10 protein-coding genes and 1 pseudogene are annotated in these 15,356 nt (G+C 72.4%); 5 read left to right on the top strand and 6 right to left on the bottom strand.

Translation table 11 applies throughout. The annotated features are described in order from the left end of the window. Positions 1-139: 139 nt before the first annotated feature. The 6 genes and pseudogenes from hpf to mtnA all read right to left on the bottom strand — a co-directional run bounded on the left by hpf (position 140) and on the right by mtnA (position 9,126). Complete coding sequence (gene hpf / locus A6A06_RS11270) at positions 140-832, bottom strand: ribosome hibernation-promoting factor, HPF/YfiA family (protein ID WP_073761086.1); 693 nt, start codon at positions 830-832, stop codon at positions 140-142. 318 nt (positions 833-1,150) lie between these two features. Continuing rightward, a pseudogene (locus A6A06_RS11260) lies at positions 1,151-1,546 on the bottom strand (ComF family protein); the annotation flags it as partial. Between the two features lie 1,120 nt (positions 1,547-2,666). Then, positions 2,667-4,523, bottom strand: a complete 1,857-nt coding sequence (locus tag A6A06_RS11250; protein ID WP_079193952.1) for an LpqB family beta-propeller domain-containing protein — start codon at positions 4,521-4,523, stop codon at positions 2,667-2,669. A gap of 91 nt (positions 4,524-4,614) precedes the next feature. Beyond that, positions 4,615-6,819 carry an MtrAB system histidine kinase MtrB gene (gene mtrB, locus A6A06_RS11245; protein ID WP_073761110.1) on the bottom strand — a complete coding sequence of 735 codons (2,205 nt, stop codon included), beginning with the start codon at positions 6,817-6,819 and terminating at the stop codon, positions 4,615-4,617. 460 nt (positions 6,820-7,279) lie between these two features. Beyond that, a complete protein-coding gene (gene mtrA, locus A6A06_RS11240; protein ID WP_030017937.1) occupies positions 7,280-7,957 on the bottom strand; it encodes a two-component system response regulator MtrA in 678 nt (225 codons plus the stop codon). Then, positions 7,954-9,126 carry an S-methyl-5-thioribose-1-phosphate isomerase gene (mtnA, locus tag A6A06_RS11235; RefSeq protein WP_073761084.1) on the bottom strand — a complete coding sequence of 391 codons (1,173 nt, stop codon included), beginning with the start codon at positions 9,124-9,126 and terminating at the stop codon, positions 7,954-7,956. The genes mtrA and mtnA overlap by 4 nt, the downstream gene beginning before the upstream one ends. A 170-nt stretch (positions 9,127-9,296) precedes the next feature. Between mtnA and A6A06_RS11230 the strand changes: the two genes are divergently transcribed. Genes A6A06_RS11230 through A6A06_RS11210 form a run of 5 tightly spaced genes read left to right on the top strand, consistent with a single transcriptional unit; the run spans position 9,297 to position 14,983 of the window. Then, positions 9,297-10,787: a DUF7544 domain-containing protein gene (locus A6A06_RS11230; protein WP_073761083.1), complete on the top strand. Its 1,491-nt coding sequence runs from the start codon at positions 9,297-9,299 to the stop codon at positions 10,785-10,787. Between the two features lie 43 nt (positions 10,788-10,830). Next, positions 10,831-11,487: a DUF4129 domain-containing protein gene (locus A6A06_RS11225; protein ID WP_073761109.1), complete on the top strand. Its 657-nt coding sequence runs from the start codon at positions 10,831-10,833 to the stop codon at positions 11,485-11,487. Then, the gene (locus A6A06_RS11220; protein WP_073761082.1) at positions 11,484-12,710 is read left to right on the top strand and encodes a DUF4350 domain-containing protein; all 1,227 of its coding nucleotides are present in this window, start codon (positions 11,484-11,486) and stop codon (positions 12,708-12,710) included. Before A6A06_RS11225 ends, A6A06_RS11220 begins: the two co-directional genes overlap by 4 nt. Continuing rightward, positions 12,691-13,656 (top strand): AAA family ATPase, encoded by a 966-nt coding sequence (locus tag A6A06_RS11215; protein ID WP_073761081.1) that lies wholly within the window; start codon positions 12,691-12,693, stop codon positions 13,654-13,656. The genes A6A06_RS11220 and A6A06_RS11215 overlap by 20 nt, the downstream gene beginning before the upstream one ends. A 16-nt stretch (positions 13,657-13,672) precedes the next feature. Further along, on the top strand, positions 13,673-14,983 hold the full coding sequence (locus tag A6A06_RS11210) for a DUF58 domain-containing protein (RefSeq protein WP_073761080.1): 1,311 nt from the start codon (positions 13,673-13,675) through the stop codon (positions 14,981-14,983). Positions 14,984-15,356: the final 373 nt, after the last annotated feature.

Raw genomic sequence — 15,356 nt, 5'->3', positions numbered from 1 at the left:
ACAACCGTCTCCCCGGCATGTCGCCATTTCGCGCTCACAAGCTCCCTGGCTGGCACAAACACTATACGGCCTCAACTCCTGCCCCCCGCAGGCGCAATGGTGCCCCCGGCATGCGCCGGGGGCACCACTTCAGCGGTCGTCAGCCGCCGAGCGCCCCACCGGCGCCACCGGGCTCCTCTCCCCCGAACGAGTCGGGGTTCAGGTGGATGACGCCGTAGTCGTAGGCGTGCCGCCGGTAGACGACACTCGGCTGCTTGGTCTCGGCGTCGACGAAGAGGTAGAAGTCGTGTCCGACCAACTCCATCTCGTAGAGCGCCTGGTTGAGGGTCATCGGCGCCGCGGAGTGGGTCTTCTCGCGGACGATCAGGGGCCCTTCACCCTGGACCTCCAGCGAACCCATCTTCGTCGTCGGCACCTGTTCCTGCGGCGCGCCGTCCACGGTGAGCTGACCGGTCTCGTCCAGCTTCGCCGCGTCCGGGACGTTCACCGCGACGTCACTCGCCGGGATGCGCCCGTTGCCGCGCCGCGAGTGGCGCTTGTCGTGCTGCTTGCGCAGCCGCGCTTCCAGCTTGGCCGTGGCCAGGTCGAGCGCGGCGTAGGGGTCGGCGGCGGCCGCCTCGGCCCGTACCACCGGGCCCCGGGAGCGGAGGGTGATCTCCACCCGGTCGGAACGGTCGGCCTGCCGGGGGTTGGGCTCCTTGGACACCTCGACGTCCAGGCTGATCACCTTGCCGTCGAGCTTCTGGACCTTCTCCAGCTTCAGCTTCTCGGCCACGTGCTTGCGGAACCGCTCGGGCACCTCGGTCTTGCGGCCCTTGACGACGATGTCCACGCAGAACTCCGTTCCCGGATCGCTCCGCTCGACGCGCGGAGCGATTCCTTCTTGCACCAGGCTCCGGTGAGTGCCGAAGCCTCGGACTTGGCGACTTTCACCTCCTCCTCCCCCGTCGGCAGGGTCCCCACTCCCATCATTTCAGGGTCCCTGCAAAGACCCATAAACGCACCTATCCCGGCATTCGAGGCAAAGCGTCAGCCAAGTCCTCACAACCGAACATAGCTCTCTCGGACGGGTGACGGCACCCCCTGGCTGGCACTAGCTCCGTTTGGGTGCTTTTTCGCCCTTGCTACCTGCAACGACGAATTTTCGCGGTCAGTTCCAGTTGATTTCGAAAGCACTCCGCGCCGCCGCCACCACACCCGCGCCCACCACCTTCCCCCCGGCGGCCCGCACCGCCCGCGCCGCCTCCGCCAGCGAAGCCCCGGTGGTCATCAGATCGTCCACCAGCACCACCGGGGCCGCCGTCAGCAGCCTTACGGCCCCGGGAACGACTGTCAGGGCCCCGGAGACGTTGGCCGCGCGCCGGCGGGCACTGAGGCCCGCCTGATCAGCCACCGTACGCCGCTGCCGCAGCACAGGGAGTACCCGAACGGGCACCCCCTCCCGCCGAAGGTCCCGCGCCGCCGCCAGAGCGATCCGCCGTACCGGATCATGCCCCCGCCCAGCCACCGCCCGCCGAGCCGAGGGGACGGGGACGAGGAGGAGAGGGGTGGTGGGGGTGGTGAGGGTGGGAGTCCGGAAGTCGGCAGGTGTAGTGGCCCTGAAGGGGGTACTCGGATCGGAAGAGGGAGAGGAGTTGGCGGAGACGATGAGGCCGACGGAGGCGGTGAGGCCGGTGGGGGTAACGGTAAGGCCGGTGGGGGTAGCGGTAAGGCCGGTGGGGGTAGCGGTAAGGCCGGTGGTAGCGGTGAAGTTTCCGGCCCCTTCGGAGCCGACAAGACCAGGCGCGCCGTCACCGGCGGGACGCGTGCACTCCACTCGGTACCGCACAGCACCGGGACAGCTGAACACGTCTCCGGAACACGAGCCATCACCCCCAAGATCCGTACGCCCACCCGCCCGCTCCCCCTGCCCGGACGAGCACACGCACCCGGCCGCAGGCCCCACGAAACCACCGAGGCGAGACACACCGCCGACCTGCCGCAAGCAGCCGACCTCGGCGGATACCGCCCCGGCAGAGCGCGCCCCGCCCTGAAGCGCTCGCGGAGGGCCCACCCCAGGACTCACGCCAGGGCCGCCGCGAGAACCGCCGTAAGAACACAGCGGACCACCCCGCGCCCACAACCCACGCACCGCTCCCGCCAGCGCCTGCCCCAGCGGCCCGGCCAGCCGCAGCGCACCCCGCTCCTTGTGCGCGAGGAGCACCGCCCGCACCTCATCGGCGTACGGAGCTGCGGCAAAGGCGGGCGGCAAACCGGGCGGGACAGGGCGCGGCCGCACTCTCCGGGGGCCCCGGGGGCCTCCCCCGCCCCCGCCCCCACCCCCACTCCCCCTCGCCCCCCGGATCAACGCTTTGTGGCAGTCCTCGCACAGTTCCGTACGTGGACGGCCGCATCCGGCGCAGTCCACCGGTAGTACCAGACCGGTGATTTCCCGCCATACGCCCCGCATGGATCTACTGTCCCGCGGGGCCGGGCGGGGCACCACCCCCTGTGGATAACCCGGGTGACGGGTTGAAAAAGCCTCCGCGCCCCACCCCGACCGCACACCGCCGGGGTACGCCGGAACCAGCTACAGCCCTGCCCCGGCCCCTCAGCAACGGCGACCACAGCAGCAAAACCGGGCGGCACCCGCAGCCGCAACGGCAACAGCAACCGCAGCGCCCGCACTACCCCGGATAGACCGGCGCCTTCCCGTCCTTGGCCACCGTCTTCCAGTTCGCGTCCTGTGGCAGCCGCACTATGCCCTCGGCCCCGTCCGCGATCAGCGGCCTGGTCTCGTCCTCCGAAGCCGTCACCGCCTTGACCCCGTTGACTCCGGGCAGCGTCTGCGCGCTCGACGCCGAGCCGTCCGTCTCCATGTACTGCATCTGCTGCACCCCGCCGGACTGCCGGCCGACGACCACGAGCCGGCTGCCGCCCGCCCAGGACGCCGCCACCACGTCCTCCAGCTGGGGCGCGATCGGACGCAGTTCCTCCACCGACAGCACCGGATGCTGTGCCGTGCCGCCGCGTTCGACCCGGCCGAGCTGCAGCGTCGTACGTCCCTTGTCCTCGACCAGCACCGCGATCCGGATGCCGTCGGACGCCACCTTGATCGACTTGATCCGCCGGTCGCCGAGGCCGGGCACCGTCACCACGTCCGGCGTGCCCTTGCCCCCGCGCAGGCGCAGCAGCCGCGAGCCCTTGTCGCTGCGGTCCGCTATCCACAGGTCGCCCAGGCCGTCCCAACTGGGGGCGGAGAATCCGTTCTTCGCCGTGCTGTGCAGCAGTTCCGGCCCGCGTTCGGTGCCGTACTCCAGCGGTGCCACGTACAGCGACCGCCCGTCGGCCGAGACGCCCGCCGCGGTGTCCTCGCCGCGCGAGATCGCGATCGAGCTCAGCGGGGTCTTGCCGGATCCGAACGGTCCCGGGACCGGCCGCGGCTCGGTGGTCGTGTCCGGCATGCTGACCACCTTCTGGTCAGCGTCGATGAAGTACTCCTGGGCGGGCTGCCCGATGTGCTTGCGTGGCGCGAAGTCGCTGTTGGCCCGGTCCTGGGACAGCACGCACAACCGGTTGCCGCCCTCGTCCTGCAACTCCACCTCGCTGATCTTCGACGCCCGGGTGATGTCCTGGACGGTGAAGAACAGCTGGGCCGCCATCCGCCGGCACTGCCCCGGTCCGGCGGCGGCCGCCCGCTTGCTCAGCTTCACCCGCAGCGCGTTGGAGTCGTCGAGGGACAGGCCGCTGCTCTTGAGCACGGTGCCCGTCGGGAACGCGGAGCCGGTGACCTGGTTCAGCCAGTTCGTGGGCCCCTCCAGCAGCGCGGTCACGCTCGCGGTGACCGGGTCTATCCGCTGCCGCAGGTAGACGGGGTCGGCGACGAGCACGTTCCCGCCCGACTTGGCCGACTGTGCCTCCGACTTGTAGTCCGCGAAGTAGTACTTGTTGACGGACCGGTAGATGCGCTGGAAGTCGGACTGTCCGAGCACCAGCCCGTTGGGCAGCCGGTCGATGCGCCACTGCCCGTCCTCCTTGGTCAGGTGGACGGTCTGCTGGTACGCCTTCTCCTCCGGCGTGTAGGCGTGGTTGCGGTCGACGGTGGCGACCTGGCTGCCGGACAGCGTGACCGTGTAGCCGTTCGGGTCCTCGCGGTTGGCCTGGCCCACCGGGTCGGCCTTCGGGCGCTGCTGGAGCACCTTCGTCGCCGAGAACGGCCGCCACGTCTTCCTCGCCGAACTGGCCAGATACTGCACGGCCGTACTGAAGTCCACCTCGTCGCTCGTCGTCGCGTCGAGGAAGCCGCTGACGATCTCCGTGGGCTGCGCCCCGTCCTGCGGCGGCACACCGTAGACCCGCACCTGCGAGTCGGCTTCGGCCCGCGGCGACTGGTCGACCGACTGCATGTCCCCGCTGTCCGGCATCGACGCGCACCCGGCCAGCAGCAACGCGCCGCATCCGAGCACCGCACCCGTACGGACGGCCCTGCCCCGCGCCTTCGGACGCACCCGCGCACCACCACCGGCGCGCGCCTCGGCGCTCACCACTCCGGCGCACCTCTCCTCGCGCCCCGCGGTACGCGTTTCAGCGCCGGACCCCGTGCCCGCGACGGCAGCTTCCGCCCTCGCACCCGTCTCAGCGCCCACGAACCTCGTCCTCCCGCTCCGCGCCCTCGCTGTCCCCGTCCTTCCGGTTCGGTCCGCGCCCGTCCCCGTCACCCGGCGCGCCGTCGTGCCCGCGCGCCGCCCCGCCGACTACGCCGTTCCCGCGTGCACCGTTCCCGCTTACGCCGCTTCCGCTTACGCCGTTTCCGTTTACGGCATTCCCGCTTACGGCGTTTCCGCGCGTGCCTCCGCCGGTCTCACCGTTCCGGCCCGCGCCGTCGCCCGCCGCTCCAGAGCCACCCGCACCGCTGCCCGTACGGCCATCCGTCCGCGCCACCTCCGTACGCCCCTCCTGCGACCGCTGCCCGGGAGTACGAGCCGGAGCGGAGGTACCGGCCGGAGCGGAGGTACGGGCCGGGGCGTACGGCTCAAGCGGCCACGGTTCCGCCAGCCGCTGCTGCGCCGGGATGGCGGCTGCCTTCCGCACCGCCGCCGCGCCACGCGGCAGCGCCGAGCCGGCCGCCTCCCGGTTGCGCCGGGAGTCTTCCGGTTCGAGCGGTATCGGCGAGCCGCGCAGGGCCTCCCCGGCCGTACGCGGCAGTGTCAGCCGGAACTGCGACCCGCCGCCCGGCTCGCCCCACGCCTGCAGCCAGCCACCGTGCAGCCGCGCGTCCTCGACCGCGATCGACAGGCCCAGGCCCGTACCGCCGGTCGTACGGGCCCGTGCCGGATCCGCGCGCCAGAAGCGGTTGAACACGCGGGCCGCCTCGCCGGGCTTCAGACCGACGCCGTAGTCGCGTACGGCGACGGCGACCGCGCCGCCGTTCCTGCCGCCGGCCGCGGCCAGCCGCACGACGACGTCCCGGCCCTCACCGTGCTCCACCGCGTTGACGACGAGGTTGCGCAGCACCCGCTCCACCCGGCGGGCGTCCGCCTCCGCGATCACCGGCTGCTCGGCGCCGCGTACGACGATCCGGCTGCCCTTGCGCTCGGCGAGCGGCTCGGCGCCCTCGATGACCCGGTGCACCACGTTCCGCAGGTCGACGGGCTCGGCCTCCAGGGCGGCCGCGCCCGCGTCGAAGCGGCTGATCTCCAGCAGCTCGGCGAGCAGCGACTCGAAGCGGTCGAGCTGCCCGCGCAGCAGTTCCGCGGAGCGCGCCGTCACCGGATCGAAGTCCTCGCGCGCGTCGTGGATGACGTCGGCGGCCATCCGTACGGTCGTCAGCGGGGTGCGCAGCTCGTGCGACACGTCGGAGACGAACCGCCGCTGCATCCGGGACAGCTCCTCCAGCTGCTGGATCTTGACCTGAAGGTTCTGCGCCATCTTGTTGAAGGACTCGCCAAGGCGGGCGATGTCGTCCTCGCCGGTGACCTTCATCCGTTCCTGGAGGAGCCCGGCGGCCAGCCGTTCGGAGATGCCCGCCGCCATGCGTACGGGCGTGACGACCTGCCGCACCACGAGCCAGGCGATGGCGCCGAGCAGCACGACCACGAACACCCCGGCCGTCGCCAGGGTTCCCTTCACCAGGCTCAGCGACTTCTCCTCCTGGCTGAACGGGAAGAGGTAGTAGAGCTGGTACGGGTTGCTGTTGACGTCGTTGAGCCGCTTGCCGATGATGATCGCCGGCTCGCCCTCTTCCGACCCGACGCGTTTGATCTGCGTGGACTGGCGGAAAGTACCGGTCTTGGTGTCCAGCATCCGGCGCATCTCCGCGGGCACGCTGCGCTCGGGGTCGACGTCCCCGGAGGCGCGCGGACCGCGGGTGTCCGGGTTGCTGTCCCCGAACGGCTCTTCGACGGCCGATCCGGAGCTGAGCGCCACCACGGAGAAGACGCCTTGGCCGCCACTGGCGAGCTGTTCGACCAGGCTGGTCAGCCAGGTCGCCGAGTCCTGTGCGCCACGGCTGCCGGAGCGTACGGGGTCGTCGCTGCGGCTGTCGGTGGTGCCGTCGGCCAGCTTCTGGGCCACCGCGAACCCGCCGGCCGCCTGGCTCTGCGCCGCCTGCCGCTTGGCCTCCAGCAGCCCGTTGCGGACCTGTCCGATGACCACGACGCCGAGCAACAGCACCACGCCCAGCGACATCAGCAGGGTCGTGGCGACCACGCGGAGCTGGATGTTCCGGCGCCACAGGCGCAGCGCGGGCAGCAGCGGACGGCGTATCCAGCGGCCGAAGAGCCGCAGCATCGGGTGGACGGGGCCGGCTGTGGCCCCGTCGGGCAGCAGACGAGCGGGCATCCCCCGGAACCGGTCTCCCGGCCGCTCGGCCCGTCCGGGGCGGGCAGCGGACCGCGCCGTTTCGCCACCGAGCCGCTCGGTGCCCCGCGCGCCGCCGTCACGGCCGTCCGCGCGCGTGGCCTTCCCGACCTGACCGACACCTTCGGACACAGCGTCCCGTACACGGTCCCGTGAGCCACCCTGCGCACGGTCCTGTGCGCCGCCCTGCGCACGGTCCTGTGCGCCGCCCTGCGCACGGTCCTGTGCGCCGCCCTGCGCGCGGTCTTGCGTGCCGCGCTGCATGCGGTCTTGCGTGCCGTCCTGTCCGGTCAGCCGCCTGTCGGACGGCCGTCCGTCCGGCCGCTCGGCAGACCGCTTCGCCGACCGGCCGCCAAACATCCGCCCGAAAAGAGACATTTCACCCGCCGGGCGGACGGTCCGTCCCCGCTCGTCCTCCGGGGCCGAACCGTCCCGGGACATATCAGCTGGGTCCGGCCTTATAGCCGACACCGCGCACGGTCACCACGATCTCCGGGCGCTCCGGGTCCTTCTCGACCTTGGAGCGCAGCCGCTGTACGTGAACGTTGACCAGCCGGGTGTCGGCGGCGTGCCGGTAGCCCCAGACCTGCTCGAGCAGCACCTCACGCGTGAACACCTGCCACGGCTTGCGCGCCAGCGCCACCAGCAGGTCGAACTCCAGCGGCGTCAGCGCTATCGACTGACCGCTGCGCTTGACCGAATGCCCGGCCACGTCGATGACCAGGTCACCGATGGCCAGCTGCTCGGGCGCCGGCTCCTCGGAGCGGCGCAGCCGCGCCCGGATACGGGCCACCAGTTCCTTGGGCTTGAACGGCTTGACGATGTAGTCGTCCGCCCCCGACTCCAGGCCGACCACCACGTCGACCGTGTCACTCTTCGCGGTCAGCATGACGATCGGCACACCGGACTCGGCACGGATGAGCCGGCACACCTCTATGCCGTCCCTCCCGGGCAGCATGAGATCGAGCAGCACGAGGTCCGGCTTGGTCTCCCGGAAGGCGGCGAGCGCCTTGTCCCCGTCCGAGACGAACGACGGTTCAAAGCCTTCGCCGCGCAGCACGATGCCAAGCATCTCTGCCAGTGCGGTGTCGTCGTCGACGACCAGGACGCGTCCCTTCATTCGGCCATCATCCCATTACCTGATCGTGACTTACCCAATCGTGATGTGGAACACAGCTCCGCGAGGCCGTCCGGAGTGACCGGTGAGACCACTCCGGCCTCGGTGACGATGGCCGTCACCAGCTCGGCCGGCGTCACGTCGAAGGCGGGGTTGTAGGCCAGCGCGCCCAGCGGAGCCACCGGCACCCCGGTGCCGGCCTCCGTCCCGGCGCCGGGTACGAACGGCACCGCGATTTCCGTCACCTCGTGTCCGGGCCGCTGCTCCACCTCGATGAGCGCGCCGTCCGCCGTGTCCAGGTCCACCGTGCTGGTCGGCGCCACCACCACGAACGGCACGTGGTGATACCGGGCCAGTACGGCCAGCGGGTAGCTGCCCACCTTGTTGGCGACCGAACCGTCCGCCGTGATCCGGTCCGCGCCTATCAGCACTGCGTCCACCTCCCCCGCCGCGAAGAGCGACCCGGCCGCCCCGTCCGCGAGCACCGTGTACGTCATGCCCGTACGCGCCGCCTCGTACGCGGTCAGCCGCGCGCCCTGCAGCAGCGGCCGCGTCTCGTCGACCCACAGCCGCCGCAGCTCACCGGCCCGGTGCGCCGCCAGCGCCACCGCCAGGGCGGTGCCCTCGCCGCCGGACACCAGTGCGCCGGTGTTGCAGTGGGTGAGTATGCGGTGCCCCCCGCCGGGCGCCAGCTCGCCCAGCAGCGCCAGTCCGTGCTCGGCCATCCGGTAGCTGGCTTCGGCGTCCTCCTCGTGGACGGCCCGTGCCTCGGCCAGCGCCGCGGCGGCGGCCCGCTCACGGTCCGCCCCACTCCCGACCGCGTCGCGGTACGCGCCTGCGGCCCTCCGGACGCCGTACTCGAGGTTGACCGCCGTCGGGCGGGCGTACGCCAGGGTGTCGGCCGCGTCGGCCACGTCGAATCCCCGTGCGGCGGCCAGGGCGACTCCGTACGCCCCGGCGATGCCCAGCAGCGGAGCGCCGCGTACAGCCAGCGTCCGGATCGCCTGCACCAGCGCCGGAACATCCGTACACACCAGTTCGACTTCTTCGGACGGCAGCCGCGTCTGATCGAGGAGAACCAGTACGGGCCCCTCGGGAAGCTCCTCCCAACGCAGTGACGGAACCACGGGAGCGTCGGCGCCCGCCTCGGACTTCTCGTAGCGATCGGCCATCCGCCCAGTCTGCCGCCGACAACGGGCGGAGCAGAAGGGCTCTCTCGTGCAAGGGCGCTCCTCCGGACAAGGGTCCGGGGACGCGGACCCGTGTGCCATGACACGATGACAGGCACTGCGGACGCCGGAACCCGGCCATTCGAACGGGCCGGAAGCATGAAGGAGCGACGATGAACAACTCTCCGGGCTGGGCCTCGCCCGGATCCTCCCCTTCCGACGAGCCGGACCGCGCACCGCAGGACCGGCCCGACGCCGCGGGACCCACCGGCTCGAACGCTCCTGCCGGTTCCGCCGGCGCGGCAGGCCCGGCGGACTCCGCGGACCCGGCCGACGCCGCTCCCTCCGGCGACTCCACGGTCCCTCCGCAGTGGTCCAAGGAGCAGCCTCCCGCCGGACAGTGGTCCGCGCCCGCCGGCGGCTCCGGCCGCGGCGGACCTGGCGGACCCGGCCCGCAGGGCGGCCCCGGCGGCCAAGGCGCCTGGGGCGGACAGCAGCCCGGCCGGGGAGGCCGGCAGGGATGGGGCGGACAGCCGGGCTGGAGCGCCCCCTGGGCACCGCCGCCCGCGGCCAAGCCGGGTGTGATCCCGCTCCGCCCGCTCGGCGTCGGCGAGATCCTCGACGGCGCGGTGTCCACCATGCGCGCCCACTGGCGCACCGTCCTCGGGATCTCCCTCGTCGTGGCGGTCATCGCCCAGACCGCGAACACGATCGTCACCGGACTCTGGTTCCGCAGCGCCGACGACCTGTCCGCGTTGGAGAACAACCCCGACGCCACCCTGAGCGAAGCGATGGACGCCGTCGGCAGCACTCTCGCGAGCAGTGCCATCACCTCGCTGATCGGGCTGCTGAGCACGATCATCGTCACCGCGCTGCTGACCATCGTCGTCAGCCGGGCCGTCCTGGGGCGCTCGGTGACCGCCGGCGAAGCCTGGCGGGACGCCCGGGGCCGGCTGCCGCGACTGGTCGGCCTGCTGCTCCTGCTGCCCCTCATCGTCACGGTCGTCATCGGCGTGGGCCTGGTGCCCGGCATCGTCGTCGCGGCCGTCGGCCCGGCCGCCCCCGGCGCACTGCTCGCTCTGCTCGGCGGAGTGGGCGCGGCCGTCGTCGGCGTCTGGCTGTGGGTCCGCTTCAGCCTCGCCGCCCCGGCACTGATGCTGGAGAAGCAGGGCGTCATCGCCTCCATGCGGCGCTCCGCCAAGCTGGTGCGCGGTGCGTGGTGGCGGGTCCTGGGCGTCCAGCTCCTCACGTACGTACTGATCGCCGTCGTGCAGATGATCGTCCAGGTGCCGGCCACCATCGTCGCCGTCCTGCTCGGCGGCGAGAACTTCACGGCCTGGGCCAACGGTGACGGCGGCACCAGCTGGACGTTCCTGATCGTGCTGGCCGTCGGCACCGTGATCACCTCCGCGGTCACCTACCCCATCAGCGCGGGCGTCACGGCGCTCCTCTACATGGACCAGCGGATCCGCCGCGAGGCGCTCGACCTCGAACTCGCCCGCGCCGCCGGCCTGCCCGGATACGGCGCGGACACGGCCGGACCGCAGGGGCCCGGCCCGCAGGCTCCCGGACCGCAGACCCCTGGCCCGCAGGCTCCCGGGCCGCACAGCCCCGGGCCCGACGGCACCGGCCAGGGCCCGGCCGACAGCACGCCGGGAAGCTGATGCGGTGACGGGGGCGGGGAGGACTGCCGTGCTCGCGCGTCTGATGCCGGGCTCCGGCGATGACGGACCGGTGAACTTCCCGCGTGGGCCCGCCCGTGAGGCGGCCGAACGCGAACTCGCCGATCCGCGGTACCACCAGAACGACCCGAACCTGCTCCAGCGCGCCCTGGACTGGTTCTGGGACCGCATCGGTGATCTCTTCGGTGCCGCTGCCGGAGCCACACCGGGCGGCTGGGCCGGGCTCCTCGCCATCGTCCTCGTCGTCCTGCTCCTCGCCGTCGCCCTCCGGCTCCGGCTGGGCGCCCTGCGCCGCACCCCCACCACCGGGGGCGGCACGCTCTTCGAGGACCGGCCCCGTACGGCCGCGGAACACCGTGCCGCCGCCGAGCGGCACGCGGCCGACAGCCGCTGGACCGAGGCCGTCCAGGAACGGATGCGGGCCATCGTCCTCGCCCTGGAGGAACGCGCGCTGCTCACCCCGGGCCCGGGCCGTACCGCCGACGAGGCCGCGTCGGAGGCGGGCCGGGCCCTGCCCGCCCACTCCCAGCGCCTGTCCTCCGCCGCCCGTACATTCGACGACGTCACGTACGGAGGCCGCCCAGGCAACGCGCAGGAGTACGCCGCTCTGAGCAGCCTCGACGCCGACCTGCGGCACAGCAAGCCCCAGCTGGCCGCCGCCCCCCACGGGAGCGGCACATGAGCGCCACCACGACCGGCACCACTTCGCTCGCGCCGGCCACCCGCCGCCTGTGGACCCGCTCGCGGGGGCTGCTCGCCGCGCTCCTCGTCCTCGTCCTGGGCGGCGTCGGTCTCGCGCTCCTGCGGTCCGGGGACCAGCACGGGCGCCTCGACCCCCGGTCGGTCGACCGCTACGGCAGCGGCGCGGTCGCCGCGCTCCTCGCCGACCGCGGCGTCGACACCCGCGTCGTGTCCACCACGGAGGAGGCCGCCGCTGCGGCCGGCCCGGACACCACCGTGCTGGTCGCCGGCCCCGAACTGCTGACCCGCCGCCAGCTGGACACCCTCCACCGGGCAACCAGCCGCTCGGCGGGACGCACCGTCCTGCTCTCCCCCGGCCAGGCCGCCCTGGACCGCTTCGCGCCCGGGACCGAGGCCGGGACACCCACCGAAGTGGAGCCGCTGTCCCCGGCCTGTGCGCTGCCCGCCGCCCGGTCCGCAGGCGACGCCGAACTCGGCGGCCTGCGCTACTCGACGTCCGTCCGCACCGCCGACCGCTGCTACCCCAGCGACGGCAAGGCCACCCTGCTGCGCCTGCCTTCCACGGCCGGCGGCGACACCGTCCTCCTCGGCGCTCCGGGCATCCTCTACAACCACCGCCTCGCCGAACACGGCAACGCCTCGCTCGCCCTGCAACTGCTCGGTTCGCACAAGCATCTGGTCTGGTACCTCCCTTCCGTCAGCGACCCCTCGTCCGCGCAGGACGGCCGGCGCAGCTTCTTCGACCTCATTCCCTCCGGCTGGCACTGGGCGCTGCTCCAACTCCTCATCGCCGCCGCACTCGCGGGCCTCTGGCGGGCCCGCCGGCTCGGACCGCTCGTCCCCGAACGGCTCCCGGTGACCGTCCCCGCCGCCGAGACGACCGAGGGGCACGCCCGCCTCTACCAGCAGGCAGGCGCCCGCGACCGGGCCGCCGACGTCCTGCGAGCCGCGACCCGCGCCCGGCTCGCACCCCTCACCGGCGTGCCTCCCACGCACGCCCACACCCCCGGCATCCTGCTCCCCTCGGTCGCCGCGCGGCTGCCGGCGGGCACGGAGACCGGCACCGCCCTGCAATCCCTGTTGTTCGGGCCCGCGCCCGCCGACGACAAGGGCCTGGTCGCCCTGGCCGACCAGCTCGACAACCTGGAACGTTCGATCCTGTCCCCAGAGAGGCACGCCCCCCGTGAGCACCCCGACAGCTGACAGCGCCCGAGCCTCACTGGAGGCCGTACGCACCGAAATCGCCAAGGCCGTCGTAGGCCAGGACCCGGCCGTCACCGGCCTGGTCGTCGCGCTGCTCTGCCGCGGGCACGTCCTGCTCGAAGGCGTACCCGGCGTCGCCAAGACCCTGCTCGTCCGCGCGCTCTCGGCGACCCTGGAACTCGACACCAAGCGCGTTCAGTTCACCCCCGATCTGATGCCGAGCGACGTCACCGGATCCCTCGTCTACGACTCCCGCAGCTCGGAGTTCTCCTTCCAGCCCGGCCCGGTCTTCACCAACCTGCTGCTCGCCGACGAGATCAACCGCACCCCGCCCAAGACCCAGGCGTCCCTGCTCGAAGCCATGGAGGAGCGTCAGGTCACCGTCGACGGAACGCCTCGCCCTCTCCCCGAGCCCTTCCTCGTCGCCGCCACGCAGAACCCCGTCGAGTACGAGGGCACCTATCCGCTGCCCGAGGCCCAACTCGACCGATTCCTGCTGAAGCTGACGGTCCCGCTGCCCGGCCGCCAGGACGAGGTCGACATCCTGACCCGGCACGCCCAGGGCTTCAGCCCGCGCGACCTCGACGCGGCCGGCCTGCGTCCCGCCGCAGGCCCCGCCGATCTCGAAGCGGCCCGGATCGCGGTGGCCAAGACCGCCGTATCCCCCGAGGTCACCGGTTACATCGTCGATATCTGCCGTGCCACGCGCGAATCCCCCTCGCTCTCCCTCGGCGTCTCACCCCGAGGCGCCACCGCCCTGCTCTCCACCTCCCGGGCCTGGGCCTGGCTCACCGGCCGCGACTACGTCATCCCCGACGACGTCAAAGCCCTGGCCCTGCCCACGCTCCGGCACCGCGTCCAGCTCCGCCCGGAGGCCGAGATGGAAGGAGTCACCGCCGACTCCGTCATCAACTCCGTCCTCGCCCACCTTCCCGTCCCCCGCTGAGACCTGAGACCGAGCCGTGGCCCTGACCGGACGCACCGCCCTCATCTCCGCCCTCGGAGCCCTCTTCGTCGGCCTCCTCCTGCCCGGCTGGGCCGGCATCCTCACCGTCCAACTCGGCCTGCTGCTAGCAATTTTGTGCGACCTGGCCCTCGCAGCGCCAGTGCGGAAGCTCCAGTTCACCCGAACCGGTGACACATCCGTTCGACTCGGCCAGGAAGCCCATACGCACCTGGCCGTCACCAACCCGGACCGCCGCCCGCTGCGCGCACAGCTCCGCGACGCCTGGCCCCCCAGCTCGTTCTCCCCCGGCACCGAAGTCCCGGCATCCCGGCACCGCGTCCACATCCCCGGTTCCGAGCGCCGCCGCATCACGACGACGCTCCACCCCACCCGGCGCGGCGACCACCACGCCGTCCGCGTCACGGTCCGCTCCTACGGCCCCCTCGGCCTCGCGGCCCGCCAGGGCAGCCACCACATCCCGTGGGCCCTCCGCGCCCTGCCCCCCTTCACCAGCCGCAAGCACCTGCCCGGAAAACTGGCCCGGCTGCGCGAACTCGACGGCCGCACCAGCATCCTCACCCGCGGCGAAGGCACCGAATTCGACAGCCTCCGCGACTACACCCCCGGCGACGACACCCGCTCCATCGACTGGCGCGCCACCGCCCGCCGTCAGACCGTGGCCGTACGCACCTGGCGCCCGGAACGCGACCGGCGCATCCTCCTGGCCCTGGAAACCGGCCGCACATCGGCCGGCCGGGTCGGTGACACACCACGCCTGGACGCCTCCATGGACGCCGCTCTGCTGCTCGCCGCGCTGGCTTCCCGCGCCGGTGACCGCGTCGACCTGCTCGCCTTCGACCGCCGGGTGCGGGCCTCCGTTCAGGGGCGCGCGGCGGGCGACCTCCTGCCCGCTCTGACCGATGCCCTCGCGCCCCTCGAACCCGAACTCGTCGAGGCGGACGCCCACGGCCTGGCCGCCGCCATCCGCCGCGGCGCGCCGCGCCGTTCCCTGATCGTCCTCTTCACCGGCCTGGACACGGCCCCGGTCGAGGAGGGGCTGCTGCCCGTCCTCCCCGGCCTCACCCAGCGCAACGAGGTCATCGTCGCCGCGGTGGCGGACCCCCGTATCGAGGACATGGCCGCCGCCCGCCACACGCCTCAGGCCGTGTACGCAGCGGCCGCGGCCGAGCAGACACGTGCGGCCCGCCTCCGTACCGCGGACCGCCTGCGCCGCCACGGCGTCACGGTCATCGACTCCACGCCGGCTCGCCTCGCCCCCGACCTGGCCGACGCATACCTCTCCCTCAAGGCCTCCGGCCGGCTGTAAGAAGCCGTGGCTGCCGGACTGGGCGGGAGGCGGCCACGTCCGCACAGCCGTCTGGGTTCGTGACAGGGCAGCCCTGCCGTGACCGGGTAATAGTCCGAGTGGGTGGCCATAACAGTGCGCCTGGCAGCACGAGGCACGGCATCGTAATAGCCACCCCCGTCGCCCTCGTAACGCCATGAGCCGTAGAAGAGACAGCCACAGCGTTACAGCGCGAGGCAGGATGCCTCATGAACGCAGAATGCCCCGCACCATGTGGTGCGGGGCATTGCTGTAGCTGCGGAGGTGAGCAGATACGCACATCTGCACAGCGGTCACCGAACGCAAAAAAGCTCCGGTCCCTGAACCACAAGGATTCAGGGACCGGAGCTGAAAA

It is taken from the genome of Streptomyces sp. CB02923 (genome assembly GCF_001905005.1).
In the GTDB taxonomy this organism is placed as follows: Bacteria; Actinomycetota; Actinomycetes; order Streptomycetales; family Streptomycetaceae; genus Streptomyces.
The sequence above is the reverse complement of the archived record's forward strand: the minus strand, read 5'-3'. Positions and strand labels throughout refer to the sequence as shown.

Bases quoted from the DNA above. Each gene is read 5' to 3' on its own strand.
- mtrB (WP_073761110.1), bottom strand. From the start codon at position 6,819: ATGCCCGCTCGTCTGCTGCCCGACGGGGCCACAGCCGGCCCCGTCCAC.
- mtrA (WP_030017937.1), bottom strand. From the start codon at position 7,957: ATGAAGGGACGCGTCCTGGTCGTCGACGACGACACCGCACTGGCAGAG.
- mtnA (WP_073761084.1), bottom strand. From the start codon at position 9,126: ATGGCCGATCGCTACGAGAAGTCCGAGGCGGGCGCCGACGCTCCCGTG.
- A6A06_RS11230 (WP_073761083.1), top strand. From the start codon at position 9,297: ATGAACAACTCTCCGGGCTGGGCCTCGCCCGGATCCTCCCCTTCCGAC.
- A6A06_RS11225 (WP_073761109.1), top strand. From the start codon at position 10,831: ATGCCGGGCTCCGGCGATGACGGACCGGTGAACTTCCCGCGTGGGCCC.
- A6A06_RS11220 (WP_073761082.1), top strand. From the start codon at position 11,484: ATGAGCGCCACCACGACCGGCACCACTTCGCTCGCGCCGGCCACCCGC.